This is a genomic window from Pantoea sp. M_9 (assembly GCF_008631385.1).
GTDB lineage: Bacteria > Pseudomonadota > Gammaproteobacteria > Enterobacterales > Enterobacteriaceae > Pantoea > Pantoea eucrina.
The window spans coordinates 395,517-414,618 of the sequence record NZ_VWUF01000002.1 but is presented as its reverse complement, the minus strand read 5'-3'; the positions used below and the strand labels follow the sequence as shown (position 1 = coordinate 414,618).

11 protein-coding genes are annotated in these 19,102 nt (G+C 59.2%); all 11 read left to right on the top strand.

The genetic code is table 11. The features are described from left to right. Nucleotides 1–9: 9 nt before the first annotated feature. The 11 genes from trbC to F3I15_RS18310 all read left to right on the top strand — a co-directional run bounded on the left by trbC (nt 10) and on the right by F3I15_RS18310 (nt 18,848). Nucleotides 10–642 (top strand): type-F conjugative transfer system pilin assembly protein TrbC, encoded by a 633-nt coding sequence (trbC, locus tag F3I15_RS05710; protein ID WP_150016997.1) that lies wholly within the window; start codon nt 10–12, stop codon nt 640–642. Next, nucleotides 632–2,491, top strand: coding sequence for a type-F conjugative transfer system mating-pair stabilization protein TraN (gene traN, locus F3I15_RS05705; protein WP_150016996.1), 1,860 nt, complete (start codon nt 632–634; stop codon nt 2,489–2,491). The genes trbC and traN overlap by 11 nt, the downstream gene beginning before the upstream one ends. Next, the gene (gene traF / locus F3I15_RS05700) at nt 2,488–3,234 is read left to right on the top strand and encodes a type-F conjugative transfer system pilin assembly protein TraF (protein WP_150016994.1); all 747 of its coding nucleotides are present in this window, start codon (nt 2,488–2,490) and stop codon (nt 3,232–3,234) included. Before traN ends, traF begins: the two co-directional genes overlap by 4 nt. Nucleotides 3,235–3,244: 10 nt before the next feature. Further along, entirely contained in the window at nt 3,245–3,844 is a 600-nt protein-coding gene (gene trbB, locus F3I15_RS05695) for a type-F conjugative transfer system pilin assembly thiol-disulfide isomerase TrbB (protein WP_150016992.1), read from the top strand. Continuing rightward, nucleotides 3,844–5,196, top strand: a complete 1,353-nt coding sequence (traH, locus tag F3I15_RS05690; RefSeq protein WP_150017204.1) for a conjugal transfer pilus assembly protein TraH — start codon at nt 3,844–3,846, stop codon at nt 5,194–5,196. Before trbB ends, traH begins: the two co-directional genes overlap by 1 nt. Nucleotides 5,197–5,285: 89 nt before the next feature. After that, nucleotides 5,286–8,057 (top strand): conjugal transfer mating-pair stabilization protein TraG, encoded by a 2,772-nt coding sequence (gene traG, locus F3I15_RS05685; RefSeq protein ID WP_150016990.1) that lies wholly within the window; start codon nt 5,286–5,288, stop codon nt 8,055–8,057. A 34-nt stretch (nt 8,058–8,091) separates the two neighbouring features. Beyond that, nucleotides 8,092–8,628: a hypothetical protein gene (locus tag F3I15_RS05680; RefSeq protein WP_150016988.1), complete on the top strand. Its 537-nt coding sequence runs from the start codon at nt 8,092–8,094 to the stop codon at nt 8,626–8,628. 56 nt (nt 8,629–8,684) lie between these two features. Continuing rightward, complete coding sequence (gene traD, locus F3I15_RS05675; protein ID WP_150016986.1) at nt 8,685–10,748, top strand: type IV conjugative transfer system coupling protein TraD; 2,064 nt, start codon at nt 8,685–8,687, stop codon at nt 10,746–10,748. Beyond that, a complete protein-coding gene (gene traI / locus F3I15_RS05670; RefSeq protein ID WP_150016984.1) occupies nt 10,748–15,841 on the top strand; it encodes a conjugative transfer relaxase/helicase TraI in 5,094 nt (1,697 codons plus the stop codon). Before traD ends, traI begins: the two co-directional genes overlap by 1 nt. 1,150 nt (nt 15,842–16,991) lie before the next feature. Next, complete coding sequence (locus tag F3I15_RS18315) at nt 16,992–17,543, top strand: hypothetical protein (RefSeq protein WP_223810684.1); 552 nt, start codon at nt 16,992–16,994, stop codon at nt 17,541–17,543. A gap of 129 nt (nt 17,544–17,672) precedes the next feature. Next, entirely contained in the window at nt 17,673–18,848 is a 1,176-nt protein-coding gene (locus F3I15_RS18310) for a hypothetical protein (protein ID WP_223810683.1), read from the top strand. The last annotated feature ends 254 nt before the right edge of the window (nt 18,849–19,102 follow it).

The window sequence follows — 19,102 nt, the reverse complement described above, 5'->3', positions numbered from 1 at the left end:
AGGAAAGAGATGAAACGTGTACTGACGTGCGCGGCGGCGCTGCTGGCCTGCTCCGCCGCCGGGCAGAGCGACGACGGGGTCGCAGCCGGACGGGCGGGCGAAGCGTTTGCCTGGGATCTGGCCGGAGAGAACCGGATACCGGCCGCCGCAGGGCCGGCGCCTGGTGCGGTCCTGAACCCCTTCAGCCGGCTGAGCCCGGACGGCCGGGACTTTATCAGCGGGCTGCGGGCAAAGCGGCAGCTGACGGGCGGGGAGGCAAAGCCGGCGCCCCGGGCCCTCTACTTCGCGTCGTTTTCCATGGGCGAGGCGGGCGTCAGGGCCGTGATCGGTGGCGCGGCGCGCTTCGGTATCCCGGTGACCCTGCGGGGATTCGTGGACAACGACCTGCGCAAAACCGCCGGGCTCACCTTTGAGCTGGTGAAAAAGAACGGGCAGGGCGGCCTGAACGTCGATCCGGTGGCGTTCCGGCGCTACGGCGTGACGGCGGTGCCGGCGCTGGTCGTGGTCTGCGGCGCGAAGCACGACCGCATCGCCGGCAGCCTGCCGCCCGCGGAGATGCTGGCAAAGGTGGCTGAAGCGGGCGAGTGCGCGCCCGTCGCCCGGGCGCTGCTGGCGGAGGCGGAGGCGCGCGATGAACGCTAAGCACCTGTGCTGGGCCCTGCTGCTCTGCGCGGCGGCGGGCGCGAACGAGGACTTCACCGCCGGCACCGGCTACGCGCAGAGCATCAGGGAGCAGGGCGCCTCGGCAGTGCGGGACATGGATCCGGCGGCCTCCATTCCGGGCTTTACGGCAAGCCCCCCGGAGGCCTCGCGCTATGGCGGGGTCACGGACCCCTCCAACAACATGGACGATGACGGCAACCGCGCCCTGCAGGAGACCGAGGCGGGGCGGACCATCACCGAGTCCGAGCTCAGCAACCCCCGGGAGCCCATCCTGCCGGAGGCCCCCTTCGTGTCGGCGGGCTTTGACGCGCAGGACAACGCCGGGCAGGTCACCGACGGCAGCTTTGAGGGGTGCGAGCCGGTAAAAAAAGATCAGACCGTCATCAGCAGCCACGTCTGCGAGCGCGACGTGAACGCCACCCGGACGTGCAAACGCACCGCCTCCATCACGGGGCACTGGAAAGAGGCCACGAAGCAGGAAATCGTGACCATCAGCGGGCAGAGCCTCCGCTTCGCGCTCGCGGGCGACACCTACAGCGCCAGCGCGCCGGTACCGGCGGGGCAGGTCGTCAGCGCGTCGATGGCCTACTCCTGGAACAAGGGGCTGGCCTACGGCGGGGACGCATACGTGCTGGTCGTGAACGCCATGGGCGGCCAGGCGGTGATGCAGGAGGCGAGCGGAACCGCCTTTCTGCCCGCGGGGCAGCAGTTCGGGGAGAACGCCAGCCTGACCGTGAGCCTCACCAATAAAAAGTACGGCAGCGGCCAGTGGGCGGCGTCCCTGTGGCCGGATACCAAGATGCGCTACGCCTTTACCCTGACGCTCACGCTCGCGGTCAAAACGCGCCGCTGGGTGCCGGAGGTGGTCTGGAGCGAGCCGTGCACGCTCGCGCAGGAGCCCGGCGTCACGCTCATCGGCAGCGCCTGCAGCGTGCCGGGCGGCACGCGCGAGGTCGTGGTGGACGGCGTGACGTACCCGGTGCACAGCGACTGCTGGGAGTACACCGACACCTACCGCACGCAGGAGGCGGACGCCGGCACCTGCGGGGAGTACGAGCAGAACCCGGCCTGCACGATCGCCACCCGCGCCTGCGCCTTCAGCGACGAGGGCGTGTGCCTGCACGAGAACGTGACCTACACCTGCGAAACAAAGACGGAGTCAGAGGGCATGCTCTGCGGGGGCGAGTTCTTCTGCGCGGACGGCTCCTGCGCGCAGGCGGAGGCCGGCAAAAGCCACAGCTTCCAGCACGCGATTTCCCAGCTGGCGGCCGTGGCCGCGGCGGGCGAGGACGTCGCGGCGCTGAACGACGCGAACGTGCGGGCCTTCACGGGCGAGGCGCAGAGCTGCCGCAAGGCGGCGGCGGGCTTTAACAACTGCTGCGCGGGCGGCGGATGGGGCAGCGACGCGGGGCTCGCGCACTGCAGCTCGGAGGAGAAGGCGCTGGGCGAGGCGCGCGAGCGGAAGCTCACTGTGGAGGTCGGAGAGTACTGCGACCGGCGGGTGCTCGGGGTCTGCCTGCAGAAAAAGCGTAGCTTCTGCCTGTTTGACTCCAAGCTTGCGCAGATCGTGCAGCAGCAGGGGCGGCAGTGGCAGCTTGGCGTGGGCTTCGGCGACGCGAAGTCGCCGGACTGCCGGGGAATAACCATTGATGAGCTGCAGCGCATCGACTTCAGCCGGCTGGACTTCACGAACTTCTACGAGGACCTGGAAAACGGCGCCGAAATTCCGGAGGACGGCGCCCTGCTGGAGCGGGCGAAGGAAATCATCGCGCAGCAGCAGCAGCAGCAACAGCAGCAGCAACAACAGCCGCGAAAGGGAGCGAAATGAAACGCCTGCTTGTCCTGCTTGTCGTGCTTCCGCTGAGCGCGCCGGCCGCGGACGTGCTGCGCAATCCTTCCGACGAGGCGGGCTGGCACTGGTATCACGAGCCCGAGCCGCCGGAGGAAGAGGCGCCCGCGGCACCCCCGAAGATGTCTCCGGAGGCGCGCATGGCGGCGCTGCAGCAGGAGACGAAGGCCGCCCTGGCCGCGGCCATCATGACGCCCACGGTGGAGAACTTTGCGCGCTTCAAGCGCCTGCAGGACTTCTGGACCGCCCGAGCGGGCGAATTCAGCATGGTGGCGCAGAAGGCCATGCTGGTGCACCCCGAGCTCGACTACAACCTGCAGCACAGCCACTACAACGGCACCGCCCGCCTGCAGCAGTCGGACGACCGCCGGCGCGAGCGGAAGGCGATCGCGTCGCTGGCGGAGCAGTACGGGGTGTTTCTGTTCTACCGCGGCGGGGAGGCGGCGGACGCGCAGCTGGCGGAGGTGGTGAAGGGCTTCAGCCGCGAGCACGGGGTGTCGTTCATCCCGGTTACGGTGGATGGAAAGGCCAGCGCCACCCTGCCGGAGACCCGGATGAATCAGGGGCAGGCGGAGCGGCTGGGCGTCACGCACTTTCCCGCGCTGGTGCTCGTGGATCCGCGCGAGGGCACGGCGAAGCCGCTGGCCTTCGGCTTCATCTCGCAGGACGATTTGGCGCGGCGCTTTCTGTACGTCGCCACCGACTTCAAACCCAATTTCTGAGGAACGGAAGATGATATCTGATAGCTGTAACGCGGCGCGGGCCCTGATCCTGCTGGTCCTGGCGCTGTGTACGACGGCCGGACCGGCCGCGTCCTCCACGCGGGAGGACATTGCGGCACTGGAGGCCGGTAAAACCCCGGCGGGCGTGACCGGTGTGCCGGCAGCGTCTGCTCCTGCTCCTGCTCCTGCTCTTGCTCCTGCTCCTGCTCCTGCGCCGGCCGCCGCGCCCGCGCCGCGCTGGCACGCGATCTCCGGCGGGGCGCGCGTGGATCTGAACAACTGGAAGGTGGTGATATTCATGAGCTCGACCTGCGCGTTCTGCCACCGCTACGATCCGCTGGTGAAGCAGATGGCGAACGCGGCGGGCATCGGCGTGCTGGCCTACTCGCTGGACGGGCAGGGGGACCGGGCGTTTCCGGACCCGCTGACGCCCACGCCCGAGGTGATGACCCGCTTCTTCGGGCCCGGCATTCCGGTTGCCACCCCGACCTCGTTTCTGGTGAACGTGCATACCCTGACCGCCTTTCCGCTGTTGCAGGGTAACCAGACGCTCCTCATGAGCCGGCTGGACGAAGTGTTTCACGTGGCCCTGCGCGGGGGGCTGCGGTGATGCGCATAAAACGGACGATTGCAGCCCTCGTGCTGCTGGCCGCGGTGCCTGCCGGGGCGGACGTCGGCAGCGACCTGAACGGCTTTTTCAGCAAGCTCGGTTTTGAGGGCAACGTCAGCACGCCGCACGCGTGGCAGGGGCAGGCCGCGGGCTACGCCAGCGGGGGCTCGCTCTACATGCGCACGCAGGTAAAGCAGATCCAGCTGATCTCCCTGGCGCTGCCGGACCTCAACGCCGGCTGCGGCGGCATTGACGCCTACCTCGGCTCTTTCTCGTTTATCAACGGGGAAAACTTCCAGCGCTACGTCAAGCAGATCATGGGCAACGCCGCGGGCTACTTCTTTGACCTGGCGCTGCAGACCACCGTGCCGGAGCTCAAGCAGGCCAAGGACTTTCTGCAGAAGATGGCCTCCGACCTCAACAGCGCCAACATGTCCTCCTGTCAGGCGGCGCAGGGCATCGTGGGCGGCCTCTGGCCGCGCACGCAGGTCTCCCAGCAGAAGGTCTGTCAGGACATCGCGGGCGAGAAGAACATCTTCGCCGACTGGGCCGCATCCCGGCAAGGCTGCACAGTGGGCGGGGAGTACGACAGCGTCACCGACCGGGCGGACGACAGCGAAAAGGACCAGGTGCTGAAGAACAAAAACCTCATCTGGGACTCGCTCGGCAAAAACCGGCTGTTTGACGGCAACCGCGAGCTGAAGGAGTTCGCCATGAGCCTGACCGGCACGATTGTCTTCACGGACAACGGCAACGTGATGCCGCTCGCCCCGCTCACCACCAACGAGGACGTGCTGCGCGCCATGATGAACGGCGGGCGGGCGAAAATTTACCACTGCGACTCCGCCGACAAGTGCCTGAACCCCGTGCTCACGGACGTGAGCATCAGCGCGGGCAGCTCGCTCAACGGGCAGGTGCGCGCCCTGCTGGGCAGCATCCAGAACAAGGCCGCCGCGGACGACCCGCTGAACGACAAGGAGAAGGGCTTTATCTCCTCCACCCGGGTGCCGGTGCTGAAGTATCTCTCCGACCCGCAGTCGCTGGGCGTGGCGAACTCCCTGCTCTGGCAGGTCGCGGACTACATCAGCTACGACATCCTGATGCAGTACGTGAGCGAGATGATGCAGCAGACGCGGGTGGCGATGGCGGGCAGCAACTACCCGCAGCCGGCGATGGAGGCGCTGCAGGAGAGCTTGAGCCTGGCAGGGCAGAGTCTCGCGCGGCTGCAGTCGCAGGTGCAGGTGCAGCAGGACACCCTGCAGGTCGTGGATCGGCAGATGAGCTACATGCGCCAGCAGGTCTCCAGCAACCTGCTGACCCGCTATCAGGAAAACTACCGGTTTACGCGCTGAGGTCGTCCCGCCGCGGTGACGCTGCGGGAGGCCGGAGCGTATCAGGTCATATCAGGTCCGGCCGGGCACCGGGAACTGGGGAGTGAAACGTGGACACGATATACACCATCACGGGCGGCGGCTGGTTTCGCGACTCGCTGAACGCGGTCGCCACCTTTTTTCAGATGAACGACTGGCGCTCCGTTGTCAGTATGGCGACCACGCTCTCGGTAGTCGCGGCGGCCATGGTCTGGGTGCGCGGCAAGGATATCCTGACCTTCGTGCGCTGGGCCGCGGCCATGGTGCTGGTCACCGGCGTGCTCGTCGGGGTGAAGCGCCCGGTGCAGATCGTCGACCTCTCCGACCCCCTGCACGTCTATCAGGTGGACAACGTGCCGGTGGGCCTGTCGCTGCCCTTCAGCCTGATAACCTCCGTGGGCCACGCGCTGGTGCAGGGCTACGAGACGGTGTTTCACCAGCCGGACGCCCTGACCTACAGCCGCACGGGCATGCTGTTCGGGGCGGAGCTGATGGGGCGCAGCGCCGATTTTTTCTCGTCTAACCCGGCCATGAGCGGCCTGTTCTCCGACTACGTGCAGAACTGCGTTATCGGCGACATCATGCTGAACCACAAGTACACGATGTACGACCTCATGAACACCTCCGACCCCTACGCGCTGATTTTCTCGAAGCCCAGCCCGCTGCGCGGGGTGTTCGACCGCACCGGCACCTTCCGTATCTGCCAGTGGGCGGCGCAGGAGCTGCAGACCGTAATGACCACCGATACCAGCGCGGGCGGCCAGACCTGGACGCACTACGTGCGGGAGCTGTTCGGCACCCGGCCCGACGCCGCGGTGCTGTTCGGCGAGATGATGGGCGACAGCTACCAGTACTTCTACGGCGCGGGCCAGAGCGCGAGCGACATCATGAAGCGCAACGTCACGATAAGCGCCCTGCGCAAGGGCATTCCCGCTTACGCGGCGCGCAACGGCGACACCGCGAGCCTGCTGAACCTCGCATCGGAGACCTCCTACTCCCGGCTGCGCATGAGCCAGGCCACGGCGGCGGACATCGCCACCAAAACGCTGCCGGTGATGCAGTCGGTGCTGATGGGCGTGCTGCTGGGCATGTTCCCGCTGGTGATGATAATGGCGCTTATCAGCGTGCTTACGCTGGAGGTCATTAAGGGCTACGTGTTTTCCATCGCCTACCTGCAGTGCTGGCCGCTGCTGTTTGCCATCCTGAACAACGCCATGAACTTCTACCTGAGCGTAAAGACTGGGAACACCCCGGTCACGCTCGCCAATATCTCGGTGGTGCAGCAGCAGTACTCGGACATCGCCACCACCGCGGGCTGGCTGGCGCTCTCCATTCCCTTTATGGCGGGCGGCATCGTGTTCGGGCTGCACCGGGTGATGTCGCAGGCCGGCAGCTACCTCGGCTCGGCGCTGCAGAGCTCCGCGGCGCAGTCGGGGGCGCAGGCGGTGGACGGGACCTGGGCGTTTAACAACCTGCAGACCGACAACGTGCAGGGGTTTAAGTGGGATACAAACAGCAGCTATGCATCAGGTCAGATGACGAACCAGACTGGCAGCGGGGCGCTGCGCACGGTGACCGGCGACGGCGGGTCTGTCATCAACGTGCAGCCGGCGATATCGAAGCTTGCCACGGACATCAGCTTCAGCCGGGCGCAGAGCAGTACGGCGCAGCGGCTGGCGCGAGAGAGCGACGTGCATGCGCAGAGCGCCCTGCAGGGCTACAACCAGAGCGTGAACACCGGCTACAGCCTGCTGAAGCAGTTTGCGTCGCAGGCCGGGCACACGGCCGGGGTGACGGAGAGCGGCGGCCGGTCTGAAAGCACCACGGCGAGCCAGGCGGCCGGGCAGGTGCTCTCCGCGGTGCAGAGCTTCGCGCGGCGCAACAACGTCAGCGAGAGCGAGGCGGTCAGCCAGCTGCATTCGATGGGAGATAATTTCAGGAAAGGTTTTGGCGGAAGCGTAAGAGGCGGTCTTGATTCATCTAAGACCCTCTGGGGAAAAGTTGGCGAAGCATTTATAGGAGCGAGCCTGAAAGCAGAAGGACATGGTTCTGTTGATCGAAGTTTTGACAAAGGAAAGTCGGATAGCCTGAACGACATCAGCACGAGCGGGCAGGATGTCTCGGCTGACCGGAACGCCCAGGACGCCCGGGACTTCCGGCAGGGGCTGGATAAGCTCGTCACGCACCGTGCCGATGAGTCGGCCCAGCGCTCCGACACCGCCGGCAGCTCGCTGCTCGACCAGATCGGCGCCACGTTCAGCCGGGCGGACAGCCAGTATCAGCAGTACACGTCCAGCCGCACGCGCAGCCACGAGTACAGCGAGATGGCCTCGGCTTCGGAGAGCACCACCGCGGGCATGCAGGGTAACTACACGCAGGAGTTCGTGGCGTGGGTGCAGCAGCACGCGCCGGACCGCGCGGACCGGGTTCTGACCAGCACGGCGGACGTCGGGGCGCGGGAGGAGCGCGAGGCGCTGGCCGGGCAGTTCATGGAGGAGCGGCTGCGGGCGCGCGTGGAGGGCGACTTCGCAAGCCACCGCGAAAGCCTGCGGCAGGGAATGCCGGACGTGCAGGGCGAGGCGGACCCGCGTGAAAGCCTGTATGAGAAGGGCGGAGCCGATATCGCGGCGCGCAGGGAGGGTACAGGCGTCAGGTCGGATACGGCTGCGCGTGCAGAGGCGCTGATAGAAGAAAGCCGGCAGCAGATAACAGATACCGGTCAGACAATCGGCAGCAGACGAAGCCTCATTAAGGAGGACCGTTCCGGTCTGGAGGCGGCGTTTAATATGGCTGACGGAAGCTTTCGGCAGAAAAAAGAAGAGACCGGGCAGAAGGTCAAGTAATGACCGGGCAGAAGTCTTTTATTGAGGAAAAAGCATGTTCACCAAAAGAATGATCGATGAAGACATTAACAAAATCAGGGAAATACTCCGGGAACACGACTTCGTTATTCCCGGCATGTGGCAGGTTATTTCTCCTGTTCTGTGTTTTTTGGTAGTCCCTCCTGTCTTGCAGGTTTTATTTTCGATAGAAGTTAGTACCGATTCTGGGCAAGTGGGCATCAGTGACTTTTTCTCAATATATTTCACTGCTTTCATAACATTGCTCGTATCACTGGCAAGTCTCAATTTCAGGTCTCGCTACCTTTCGCTTCCAAAAGCTATAAGAAATCAATCAGTAATAATAAAACTTGTAGTCTTCAAAGTCAGGGTTTATGCGGCCTTGTGGATGTGCGGCTACATATGCATTGGTTTATATGTCTTGATGACGCCTGAGATAAGACCATATGTATCTGCAATGGGATTGCTGGGTACTCTTTTTTTGGCTGTAACAATGTTCAATATAGATATGGCCCGCTTTGAGCTCTCCGCCCTGAACAAGCTCTATGACCTCTGGAAGGAAAATAAACTTTAACCGGATTTAATGCCGCGCGTGCTGCGTGCGGCTTTTTACAGCCCGAGGAAAAAGACATGAGTTTAAAAGCCCGTGACGTCACGCAGGGCGGTCAGGTCACGTTTATGCGCTGGCGTATGTTCCTGCAGATCAACAGCATTCTGACCTATTACCTGTTTATCCTGCTCGCCCTTATTACCGGCGGCACGCTCTGGCTGCGCGTGGGCCTGCAGAACATTCAGAACGGTCTGCTCTACTGGTGGGTCTATTCGTTTCATCCGCTCTCAAAGCACATGGTCAGACAGACCGTTTACAGCGTGCGCTACTACGGAGAGACGCTGCGCTTTCCGGCCGCGCAGGTGCTGTCTGACCCCTATACCACCTACTGCGGGCGGCTGCTCGCGCAGGAGCTTGTGGTGTGCTTCGTCATCGCACTCGTGTGCGTGTTTCTGCTGGCCGGCGCCTTTTACTGGTATCTCGGCAGGCAGGGGCGGCTGCAGAGCCAGGACGAAATCACCGGCGGGCGCGTACTCTGCGAAAACCCCAAAGAGGTGGCCCGGCTGATGCGCCGGCGTGGCACGGCGTCCGTCATCACTGTGGGCGACCTGCCCATCGTGAAGAACAGTGAAATCCAGAACTTCGCCATGCACGGCTCGGTGGGCACCGGTAAGTCCCAGCTTATCCGCCGCTTTCTGGAGCAGTGCCGCGATCGCGGGGACCTCGTGATTATCTACGACAAGGGCTGCACCTTTATCCGCGAATTTTACGACCCCGCCATTGACCACGTGCTGAACCCCTACGACGCGCGCTGCGCCAACTGGGACCTGTGGGCAGAGTGTCCGCGCCTGTCGGACCTGGAGACGGTGGCGAGCACGCTCATCCCTATGGGGGCCTCGGAAGACCCGTTCTGGCAGGGCTCGGCCCGCACCATCTTTGCTGAGGGCACGGAAAAGCTGCGCGACGCGCCCGACCGGAGCTACAACCGCCTGCTGCGCACCCTGCTCTCGATTAACCTGGACCAGCTGCGCAAGGTACTCGCTGGCACACCTGCTTCGGTGCTGGTGGAGGGAAAGATCGAAAAAACTGCCATCTCGATTCGTAGTGTGCTGACCAACTATGTTAAAGCCATCCGCTATCTGCAGGGCATTGAACAGAGCGGCCGTCCGCCGTTCACCATCCGCGAATGGATGCAGGGTGTAAAAGACGGCGGCAAAAACGGCTGGCTCTTTATTACCTCCGACCAGCGGCATCATGAATCGCTCAAGCCGGTTATCTCGATGTGGCTGGCCATCGCCGCCAACAGTCTGCTTGCCATGGGCGAGAATCGCGATCGCCGGGTGTGGTTCTGGTACGACGAACTCAAGTCTCTGCACAAGCTGCCTGGCCTGCCGGAGATCATGGCGGAAGCCCGCAAGTTTGGCGGCTGCTTTGGGCTGGGCTTTCAAAGCTATCCGCAACTTGAGGAAATTTACGGACCCAAAGCGGCCGAAGGCATGTTTGACCTGCTTAACACGAAATTCTTTTTCCGCTCGCCCAGCGCGGCGGTGGCGAAGTTCGTGGAGGAGGAGCTCGGTGAGACGGTGAAAAAAGCGTTCAGCGAGCAGACCAGCTTTGGTAACGATGAGGTGCGCGACGGCGTGAGCTTCGGCAAGGATGAACGCCGCGTGAGCGTGGTGAGCTACACCGAGGTGCAGAAGCTGCCTGACCTGAGCTGTTTTGTGACGCTTCCCGGCGATTATCCGGTGGTGCGCATGTCGCTGCCGCACGTCTCCCGCCCGGTGGTCGCCGCAGAATTCATTCCGCGTGAGGTGCGCGAGAGTCTGGACGAGGTCATTGAGAGGGAGCTGCTGCGTCGTGAGCGTGAGGCCTCTTCATGGGCTGGCTTGTTCACTACAGAAACAAACGCGCAGCAAACAGGAGGAGAGCCGCTGTTGTCATCAGACATAGCTGATTACAGTGAATGCCAGCAAGAGGTTGCAAAACCGATACCGGGCGTAGGCACTGACGGTGAGATTACGGACATGCAGGCTTTTAAAGAGCACTGTCAGATACAGGAGACGCGCAGTGCCGTGCGGCGAGAAGAGATGAATATCAATCATGCACGCAGTGAGCGCGACGACATGGGAGAGTATTCACTGTGATGAGCTTCAGCTTGGTGAAATCCGCGACCACCGGCGCAGACTATTACAGTGGCAAAGACAATTATTACGTGCTGGGCAGCCTCAAAACGCGCTGGGAAGGAAAAGGTGCACAGGCACTATGCCTCACAGGTCCGGTGGATAATGCGCAACTCACACGTATTTTGCATGGCCAGCTTCCGGATGGCAGCTCACTCTCGCGTGTCTCAGGAGGGCGTGAAACGCACCGGCCCGGCTACGACCTGACATTCTCTGCACCTAAAAGTGTGTCAGTGATGGCTCTGGTGGCGGGCGATCGCCGGCTTCTTACTGCTCACGATACGGCTGTGTCAGCAGCCTTGCGCGAAGCGGAAACGCTGGCCTGCGCGCGCGTTACACATAATGGCATGACCAGCATCAAACGTACCGGCAACTTTATGGCAGCCGTGTTCACCCATGATACCTCCCGCGATCTTGATCCGCAGCTGCACTCACATGCGGTGATAGCCAATGCCACTCGTACAGAGCAGGGATGGCGCGCGCTTGCCTCTGACAGGCACACCCGCAGCGGTTTCTCCGAGGCCGTGCTGGCAAATCAGCTTGCGCTAGGCAATATCTATCTCAGAACGCTCAGGCAGGAGGTTGAAGCGCTGGGCTATACCACGCGTCATGCCGGCCGCAATGGACTCTGGGAAATGACGGATGTGCCCGTGGACCCTTTTGCACAGCGCCGGCAGGCTATTGAGAAAGCAGTCGGACCGGAGGCATCGCCAAAGTCGCGCGCGGTCGCCGCCCTGGACACCCGACGTGCGAAAGCGGCTGTTGATCCGCTTACGTTGCTGGCTGACTGGACCCTGCGGCTCAAAGAGGCAGGCTTCAGTCCACGCGCGTATCGTCAGGCAGCCGACATGCGCGCGCAGGAAGAGAAAGACAAACCCGCTATTCCAGCCCCTGCATTTTGCGCGGCAGCACGTGAAGCAGTGAACAGGGCTATCTCTGTTCTGAGCGATAACGCGGTTCGTTTTACTTACTCCGATCTGCTTGCCAAATCAGCAACTCAGCTTGAGGCTGCACCAGGCATATTTGATGCAGTGCGAACAGGTATTGAGGAGGCAATCAAACAGGATCAGCTGATACCGCTGGATAAGGAAAAAGGCGTGTTCACCTCAGGTATCCATTTGCTCAATGAACTCAGCGCAAGAAGTCTTGTGCAGGACATAGGGCAGGAAGGCCCTGCCGCCATTAGAGAGAAAGAGGCAATACGCTACACCCAGCCATGGAGTGATGCGGTCACTGTTATGCGTCAGGACCGGCCGCGACTTGCCATTGTCGAATGTAGAGGAGGGGCTGATGTGACGTTGTCACGATTAAGGGAGGTCGCAGCCATGGCACAGGATATGGGACGACCCGTCACAGTTCTGGCTGCCGACCGACGCAGCGAGAAATGGCTCAGCGAAAAGGGGATGGGTGAGGTCGCTGTATTGTCCGGGAGAGACTTGCTGACACAGCAGAACGCGATGCCGGAGCAATCCACGGTGATTGTTGAGCAGGCAGAAAGTTTGTCTTTAAGCCAGACCCTGACGCTTCTTAATACCGCACAACGTCAGTCCATGCAGGTGATTTTTATGAATACCGGCCGGCGTCAGGGTACTGGCTGTGCTCTGGACATACTCAAAGACGCGGGCATGTCACGTTACCGGATGAAAGATGGCTCGCAGGCGCAGATAAGCCTTATCTGTGAACCCGATAAACGAGCACGCTTCGCTCGCCTGGCAGAAGAATATGTCAGACGTACTGAGGCAGGCGAAGAAATCACTGCGCAGATCAGTGGTCCTCGCGAGCAAAAGGCGCTGACCGCAGCCATTCGCGGCGCGATGACCGATCGTGGCCTGCTTGGCGAAGCACATACGCTTGAGGCGCTCACGCCAGTATGGCTTACCGCTAAAACGCGTTGCCTGCGTGATAACTACCGTGAGGGCATGGTTATGGAGCAGTGGGGCGCAGAGGCAAAGCGCATGACGCGATGGGTTGTTAGGCGCGTAGGTGAACAGACTCATACCCTGACACTCGACCATGCAGAGGGTGCACGACAAACCCTGAAAATCAGAGAGATTGACGCCAGCTGGAACCTTTACAGAAAAGAATTCCTGTCGGTTGCACCAGGAGACAGGCTCAAGGTGACAGCCCGGGAGGCGCGTGGACAGCTTACCGGAGGCGATCAGGTACAGGTAGTGGCCGTAACTAAAGAGACGCTGACAGTACGTGCGGGTGAGAAGACAATCACGCTTGATGCCTCACAGGCGCTGAAACTCGGTCACGATTATGTGCATGCGCCGGGCAGCAGCGTCAGCGCGACAGCGCATGTACTGGCGATGGCTTCGCGTGCCAGTCTTTCTTGTGAAGGCATGAACCAGCTAACGCGCAGCGGTAAATCGGTTTCGCTCTACACCGCGCTCGAAGAGGCACGGGCGCGAAGCCTGCTGCGGGAGTCTCTTCAGCCCTGCACACCGCTGGCTGAGGTCGGTCAGCACGCCGGCGTTGCCGATCCTCAGCTCGCCATCAAAGCCAGGCAAAAGACACTGAACACACCGGTACAGTCAGCAGTCAGACAGGGGGCTGCAGTGGCGGAAAGCGCACACCGGTCCGGCATCACATTTTCATCGATTCAGCTGCTGGAAGCCGCCTGGAGCGCTGCTGACGGTGTTTCACCTGATGCTTTACGGCAGGAAATACAGCGGCAGGTAAGGACAGGTGAACTTCTATACCTCGACGTGGCACCTGGTGCCGGGATCAGCATGATGGTCCGGCGAAGCAGTTATGAGATGGAGCGCAGTATCGTTCGTCATATTGCTGAGGGAAAAGGAGCGGTAAGGCCACTGATGGACAGGGTACCCGAAAAGGTAATGGCGGGGCTAACCCTAGGACAGCGGGCAGCGTCGGCGCTTATTCTCCAAAGCCCGGACCGCTTTATCGCTATACAGGGCTATGCTGGTGTGGGCAAAACCACGCAGATGCGGGCCGTGCTCAATGCGCTGAATACATTGCCTGAGGCAACCCGGCCAGAGGTCATTGGACTTGGCCCTACCCACCGTGCCGTGCATGAGATGCAGGCCGCAGGCGTAAAGGCGCAAACGCTGGCGTCCTTTCTGGCAGATGAACGTCAGCGGGGCCAGGGCGGGGACGGGAACCGGTACGCAGGCCGCCTTTTTCTGGTGGATGAAAGTTCCATGACAGGTAATCGGGATATGGCGGAGCTCTATCGCATTATTGCTGCCGGCGGCGGTCGGGCGGTGATGAGCGGCGACAGTGCTCAGCTCAAATCGCCCGAGCCCGGCATTCCTTTTACGATGCAGCAGCGTCGCAGCGCGGTGGACATTGCGGTGATGAAAGACATCGTTCGTCAGACGTCAGCGCTTAAGCCGGTTATTTACAGCATGATTGAAGGCGCGTACCGGCGTGCGCTTGATCAGGCAGAGCAGATAACGCCGGATCAGGTGCCGCGTCGCCCGGATGCATGGGTGCCTGCGGCCTCGGTAGTTGAGTTCCCTGCAAAGGGACCTTCTGAAACTGCAGCGTCGCTGACACAGCGAAAGGTACCCCTGGATGTCACTGATGCTATGGCCCTGGACTATGCGGGGCGTACGCCTGAGGCGCAGCACCACACGCTCGTGATCACGCAGACGAATCAAGACCGGGATGTGGTCAACGCCAAAATTCATGATCTGCGCCACGCGGCAGGTGATACGGGGCTGGAGGAGTACCACATCAGTGCATTATCGCGTGTTAATACCCAGCAGACTGCCCTGCGCATCCCGGAAACCTGGACACAGTATACTGGCCGGCAGGCGTTTATGGATGATGCGTTCTGGCTTATCCGGGATACACACCTCTCTCAGGGTATCGTTACGCTGGAAGGAGTAAATGGAGAGGTGCGGCTGCTGTCTGTGAGAGAGAACAGCGCAAAGGATATCTCCATCTGGGAAAACAAAACGATTGTAGTCAGCCAGGGCGACCGGCTGCGCTTTGCTGCCACAGACACGGAGCGAGGGTATGTGGCTAACAGCACCTGGACACTGGAGCGGGTTGATGCACAAAGCCGCTTGCATCTGTGTTCAGGTGACGCGACCCGGGTTCTGGATCCAGTACATGATCTGTATGACAGGCGTATCGATCTTGCCTATGCAGTCACTACGCACGGCAGTCAGGGCGCCAGTGAGCGCTTCAGTATCTCACTGCAGGGTGTGACGGGGCGCCGCGGCAGTCTTGCTTCACAGGAGAACAGTTACGTACAACTTTCTCGCGCCAAAGAGCATGCGCAGGTCTATACCGACGATCGCGAAGCATGGTCACAGCGCATGGCGCGCGCTGCCGACCGGCTGAGCGCACACGATGTGCTGGAAGCCGATGCCGACAGGCATATTCAGACAGGTGTGACCCTGTATAAGCGGGCAACGCCCGCTGCAGATAACGGCCTGGGCCGGCGGATACTAAGTGATGCCGGGATAAAAGGGGAGTTCATGGGGCGTATTATTGGCGGCTTTGCCCGTTATCCAGTGCCTCAGGTGGCTCTGCCGCTGTTCGATGTAAACGGTAAAGCTGCTGGTGCGGTAATCAGCGACATCCGGCAAACAGCAGGCCAGTATTCAGCGGGCGGCACCCTGCGCCGCGCAGGCAACGAGAGTGGAAGTTTTGCCGGCTTTCAGCGCAGCCGGGATGGGTGCGCTGTGATAGCAGATTCGTGGGCGGAGGCAGAGAAGGTTGCCCGCGAAAACCCGATGACCGGCGTGCTCCTCCGGCTCAGTGGCACAGGGCAACCCTGGAACATAAAGCGAATATTGGGAGGCGAGCCGCAACCGGTACCGCGCGCAGAGAAAACCAAACCTGAGCACCTTATTTTTTCAGAGAAACTGCACCACCAGGCAGAGCTAAAGAGACAGGCAGAAGAGCATAAAGCCAGGCAGGCTATGGTTACTGTGGGTTCTAAAATGTCGTTCGCCATACGTGATAACAAACGTGATCAGGCTGCAATAGAAAAAATCGCGCATCGTAACCATTCAGGTGAGCACTTGCCTTGTATTGATCGCGAAATCATTCGTGACAGGTCATATGAAAAATGATGGGCGTCACAACTACAAGACGCTCGATTAATATAGTTACAACAATCTATTTTGCTATTTAAAAGCCGTTGCTGGCAGCACGAGCTTCATTCTGTGACAACGAACTACCTGTTAAAAAGGTTACCCAGGCAACAGTTCAATTTCCCAGATCAGTCATTCAAGAGGGTTCAGACGCAACACGTAAAGTGGTTATCATAAAGCATGCTGACTGCTATGAGATGTATGTCATTGATTGGATCTACGTGTGACAATCAGATGATCGAAAGGTGAAAAGGGCACGTGCGGGATCAAAGCATGGTGGTTAATACCATTAAAGTTGTGTAACAGCAGGCCGATAAAACATGTAACCCTCATAAGGAGTTTTACATGCGATCTTGCCTGCTGCCCTTTGTTTTACTGGTCTGTATAGCCCCTGCAACAGCCAGTTTTGCTGCTAACACTTCCGGAGGAAGCATCAAATTTAGTGGTGCGATTATTCAGGAAAGCTGCTCTGCCAGCTCTTTAAGTGACAGTGTAACGCTAAAGTGTGGTACGGCATCTTCTGTTTATCCTTTGAGTCATGCTGGCAGAAGTAATGTTGTTGAGAAAACTAACCCACTTGTTTCCACCATGACTCTATCGTGGCTGGATTCTCAACATCAGACAGGTACGTTGACGGTAACTTACCGGTAATTTTACAGAACCTCGATTTTGATGCCCGGCCATTACAACAACGTGGCCGGTAACACAACCTGATGCTCATGAGCAAAATGACTTACAGCAACCTGACAGGGTGCCAGGCGAGACGTACCATTTGGGAATAAAACTGAACACCTGCTTTTTAAAACAATCATGACAGCATCGTCTCTTCACTGATTTAAAACCTTCAAATTCTTTACCTTTATGCTTTTTTTAATTCGGTTCATTCAGAAAGTTTTTCCTGAAAAAAAGCTAAGTAAGATCCATCTATATACAAATGTCTGGTCAGGTTAATCTGTAAAGTATTTACCTGGCCGGTTCGCTTTGCTGATTTTTCAGCCGGTTGCGATAGCCATACTGAAACTGTGGTGCCAATCGAATGGAATATTGCTGGCCTGGTATAAACATAATTTATTCAGCAACTTATACTCATCTCTTCTTCTGATTTCTTTATCAATTGGAGAATGCCACCATGACCGATCCCTCTGGAGTATTAGCGGCAGCTGCATCTTCACCTGGCACCATTATGCAGCTTCCTAACATTGCTGCCCTTCGACAAGCTGAACCACCAACGCCCGGAGCTATCGCTTCTGTGCTTGAATACACTGCGAATACCCGGATGGGTGGCGGCGTGTTCATTTATGATCCCACAGACACCCGTTCTGTTGATGATGGCGGAATGACATTTGTCACTGAAAAAGGTAAACGATGGAAACGGGTTGTACTGGATTATAACAGCGTAACCGTAGTGGATTTTGGCGCTGTTGCTGATGGTGAAACTGACTGTATTGAGGCCGTGAAGCGCATGTTTGCCTGGTCGCAGCGCGTGCTGCCATCAGCGGGTATAAAATTCATTGCAGGTACGTTCAGCATGTCGACATTCGACATCTCTGATAAAGAAATCAACCGATTCAAAGTCAGCGGCGCCACAGTTAACTTCGGTTACTTTCCGACAACCACACTGCTCTTTAACTGGGATACCAAGCCACGTGGCCTGCACTTTTTCAAAGTAAATGCCCGCTAAGCTGAGATTTCCGGCTTTGTTGTAAAAGGGAAAAGTTCAGAAACTGGCGAAGATGGCGGTACTGCATTTAACAAGGTTGGCTTTTATGCCAACACCATTATCGGTGGCCAGTTCCTTCGTGTCTCCAGTATGGAGTTTCGCTATCTGGGTGGACGAGCACTGGATTTAATCGACACGCTGGACTGCAAAATCGATCAGTTCTACTCACGCGGATGTCAGGACAGTATTGTCTATGCGCGCTGGTCAGATCGGGAGCGGGGTGCCTGGGACCACAGCACGGCGATTGAACTCTCTAACTTCAACCTGCAGCGCGGCACCAAAAAGCCGGTGCTGGATTTACCACGCTGTACACAGTCCTTTATCCGCAACGGCTGGATTGAGCACTCTGAGTTTGCTGGCGACCTGACCAACGGGCAGTGGACCATCGAAGGGCTGGTGATTGAATCGACTACTCATCCCATGAAAATGGGCTATTGCCGTACGATGATCATCCAGAAAAGCGTACATCGTGATAGTGCCGGCTTTGATTTCAGCAAGGAAGGCATTGAGCCCTGGTCTCTGCTGGCTGAAGGCGATCGGGGCGTCATGGAGATTTCTGACCTAGGCGCAGTGATTCAGGGGTCGCTTAATTACGACTTCATGACGTCTCAACATCACATGGATAATCGCACCGATAAGCCCAAATGGTTTTATATCGGCGAGTTCAATTTTTCTGATGCCGCCTCACAGATACACGTTCGCGTGCTCGGTACAGCGCAGTATCTCTCACAGAGTGAGACACAAACCGATTACACTGGCAGAACGCCAGAAGGGGTGGCACATATCTATCTGCAGGCGCGCGATAAAGCAGATACGATTGCCAGCTGGTACAGTGAGGGCTCCAGCCCTGTTCTGAAGGTGCATGTTGAGGGTTCAGGCGGTCATACTAAACTGTATGTGAAAATCCCTGATTACACCGGTTATTCCATCGCATTAGTGGAAACCAATGGTCGCGACCGCTACACGTCCGGACAGTGCTTTATTTTCCGTAAGAGCTATACAGTCTGTGATGCTGAGGAGAGTGCACGCCTTGACGCTGCACCGATTGTGGCGTTTGAGCAACACTGGACAGGTAATAAGCAGGTAGGTTTTGGCTACAACGACAACAAAGACCTGCTTGTCCGCGGTCCGTACTTTTTCAAAGAGCATCAGTATGAACCAGGTAAGTGGAAGCGCCGGCATTTCCTTAAAATACTGGTTAACGGTACACCTCGCAGTATCGAACTTCTGGATCCTGAAGACCCGTTAGGGCAGGCACCAAAATAACACCTTACTCATGCACTCTGGGAGTTTCTTCCCTGAGTGCATGCTACCATGCACTTCTTCGTAAGTGCCATCCTGCTTGTGCGCCCAGCGTAACATCCCCGGCTGACTTTCGTGACACTGTCACAGTAAAACTGCAGTATTCAGGGAAGGTTACTTAGCTACAAGATGCCTGAACGTTTGTTTCTGCAAATCGACAGTAACGTTTCCTGTCCGGGAATCTGCCGACACTATCAATTACGTATAATGATCGACCG

What these genes read in the sequence shown, in the direction of transcription:
- trbC (WP_150016997.1), top strand. Translation starts at nt 10, where the DNA reads ATGAAACGTGTACTGACGTGCGCGGCGGCGCTGCTGGCCTGCTCCGCC.
- traN (WP_150016996.1), top strand. Translation starts at nt 632, where the DNA reads ATGAACGCTAAGCACCTGTGCTGGGCCCTGCTGCTCTGCGCGGCGGCG.
- traF (WP_150016994.1), top strand. Translation starts at nt 2,488, where the DNA reads ATGAAACGCCTGCTTGTCCTGCTTGTCGTGCTTCCGCTGAGCGCGCCG.
- trbB (WP_150016992.1), top strand. Translation starts at nt 3,245, where the DNA reads ATGATATCTGATAGCTGTAACGCGGCGCGGGCCCTGATCCTGCTGGTC.
- traH (WP_150017204.1), top strand. Translation starts at nt 3,844, where the DNA reads ATGCGCATAAAACGGACGATTGCAGCCCTCGTGCTGCTGGCCGCGGTG.
- F3I15_RS05680 (WP_150016988.1), top strand. Translation starts at nt 8,092, where the DNA reads ATGTTCACCAAAAGAATGATCGATGAAGACATTAACAAAATCAGGGAA.
- traD (WP_150016986.1), top strand. Translation starts at nt 8,685, where the DNA reads ATGAGTTTAAAAGCCCGTGACGTCACGCAGGGCGGTCAGGTCACGTTT.
- traI (WP_150016984.1), top strand. Translation starts at nt 10,748, where the DNA reads ATGAGCTTCAGCTTGGTGAAATCCGCGACCACCGGCGCAGACTATTAC.
- F3I15_RS18315 (WP_223810684.1), top strand. Translation starts at nt 16,992, where the DNA reads ATGACCGATCCCTCTGGAGTATTAGCGGCAGCTGCATCTTCACCTGGC.
- F3I15_RS18310 (WP_223810683.1), top strand. Translation starts at nt 17,673, where the DNA reads ATGGAGTTTCGCTATCTGGGTGGACGAGCACTGGATTTAATCGACACG.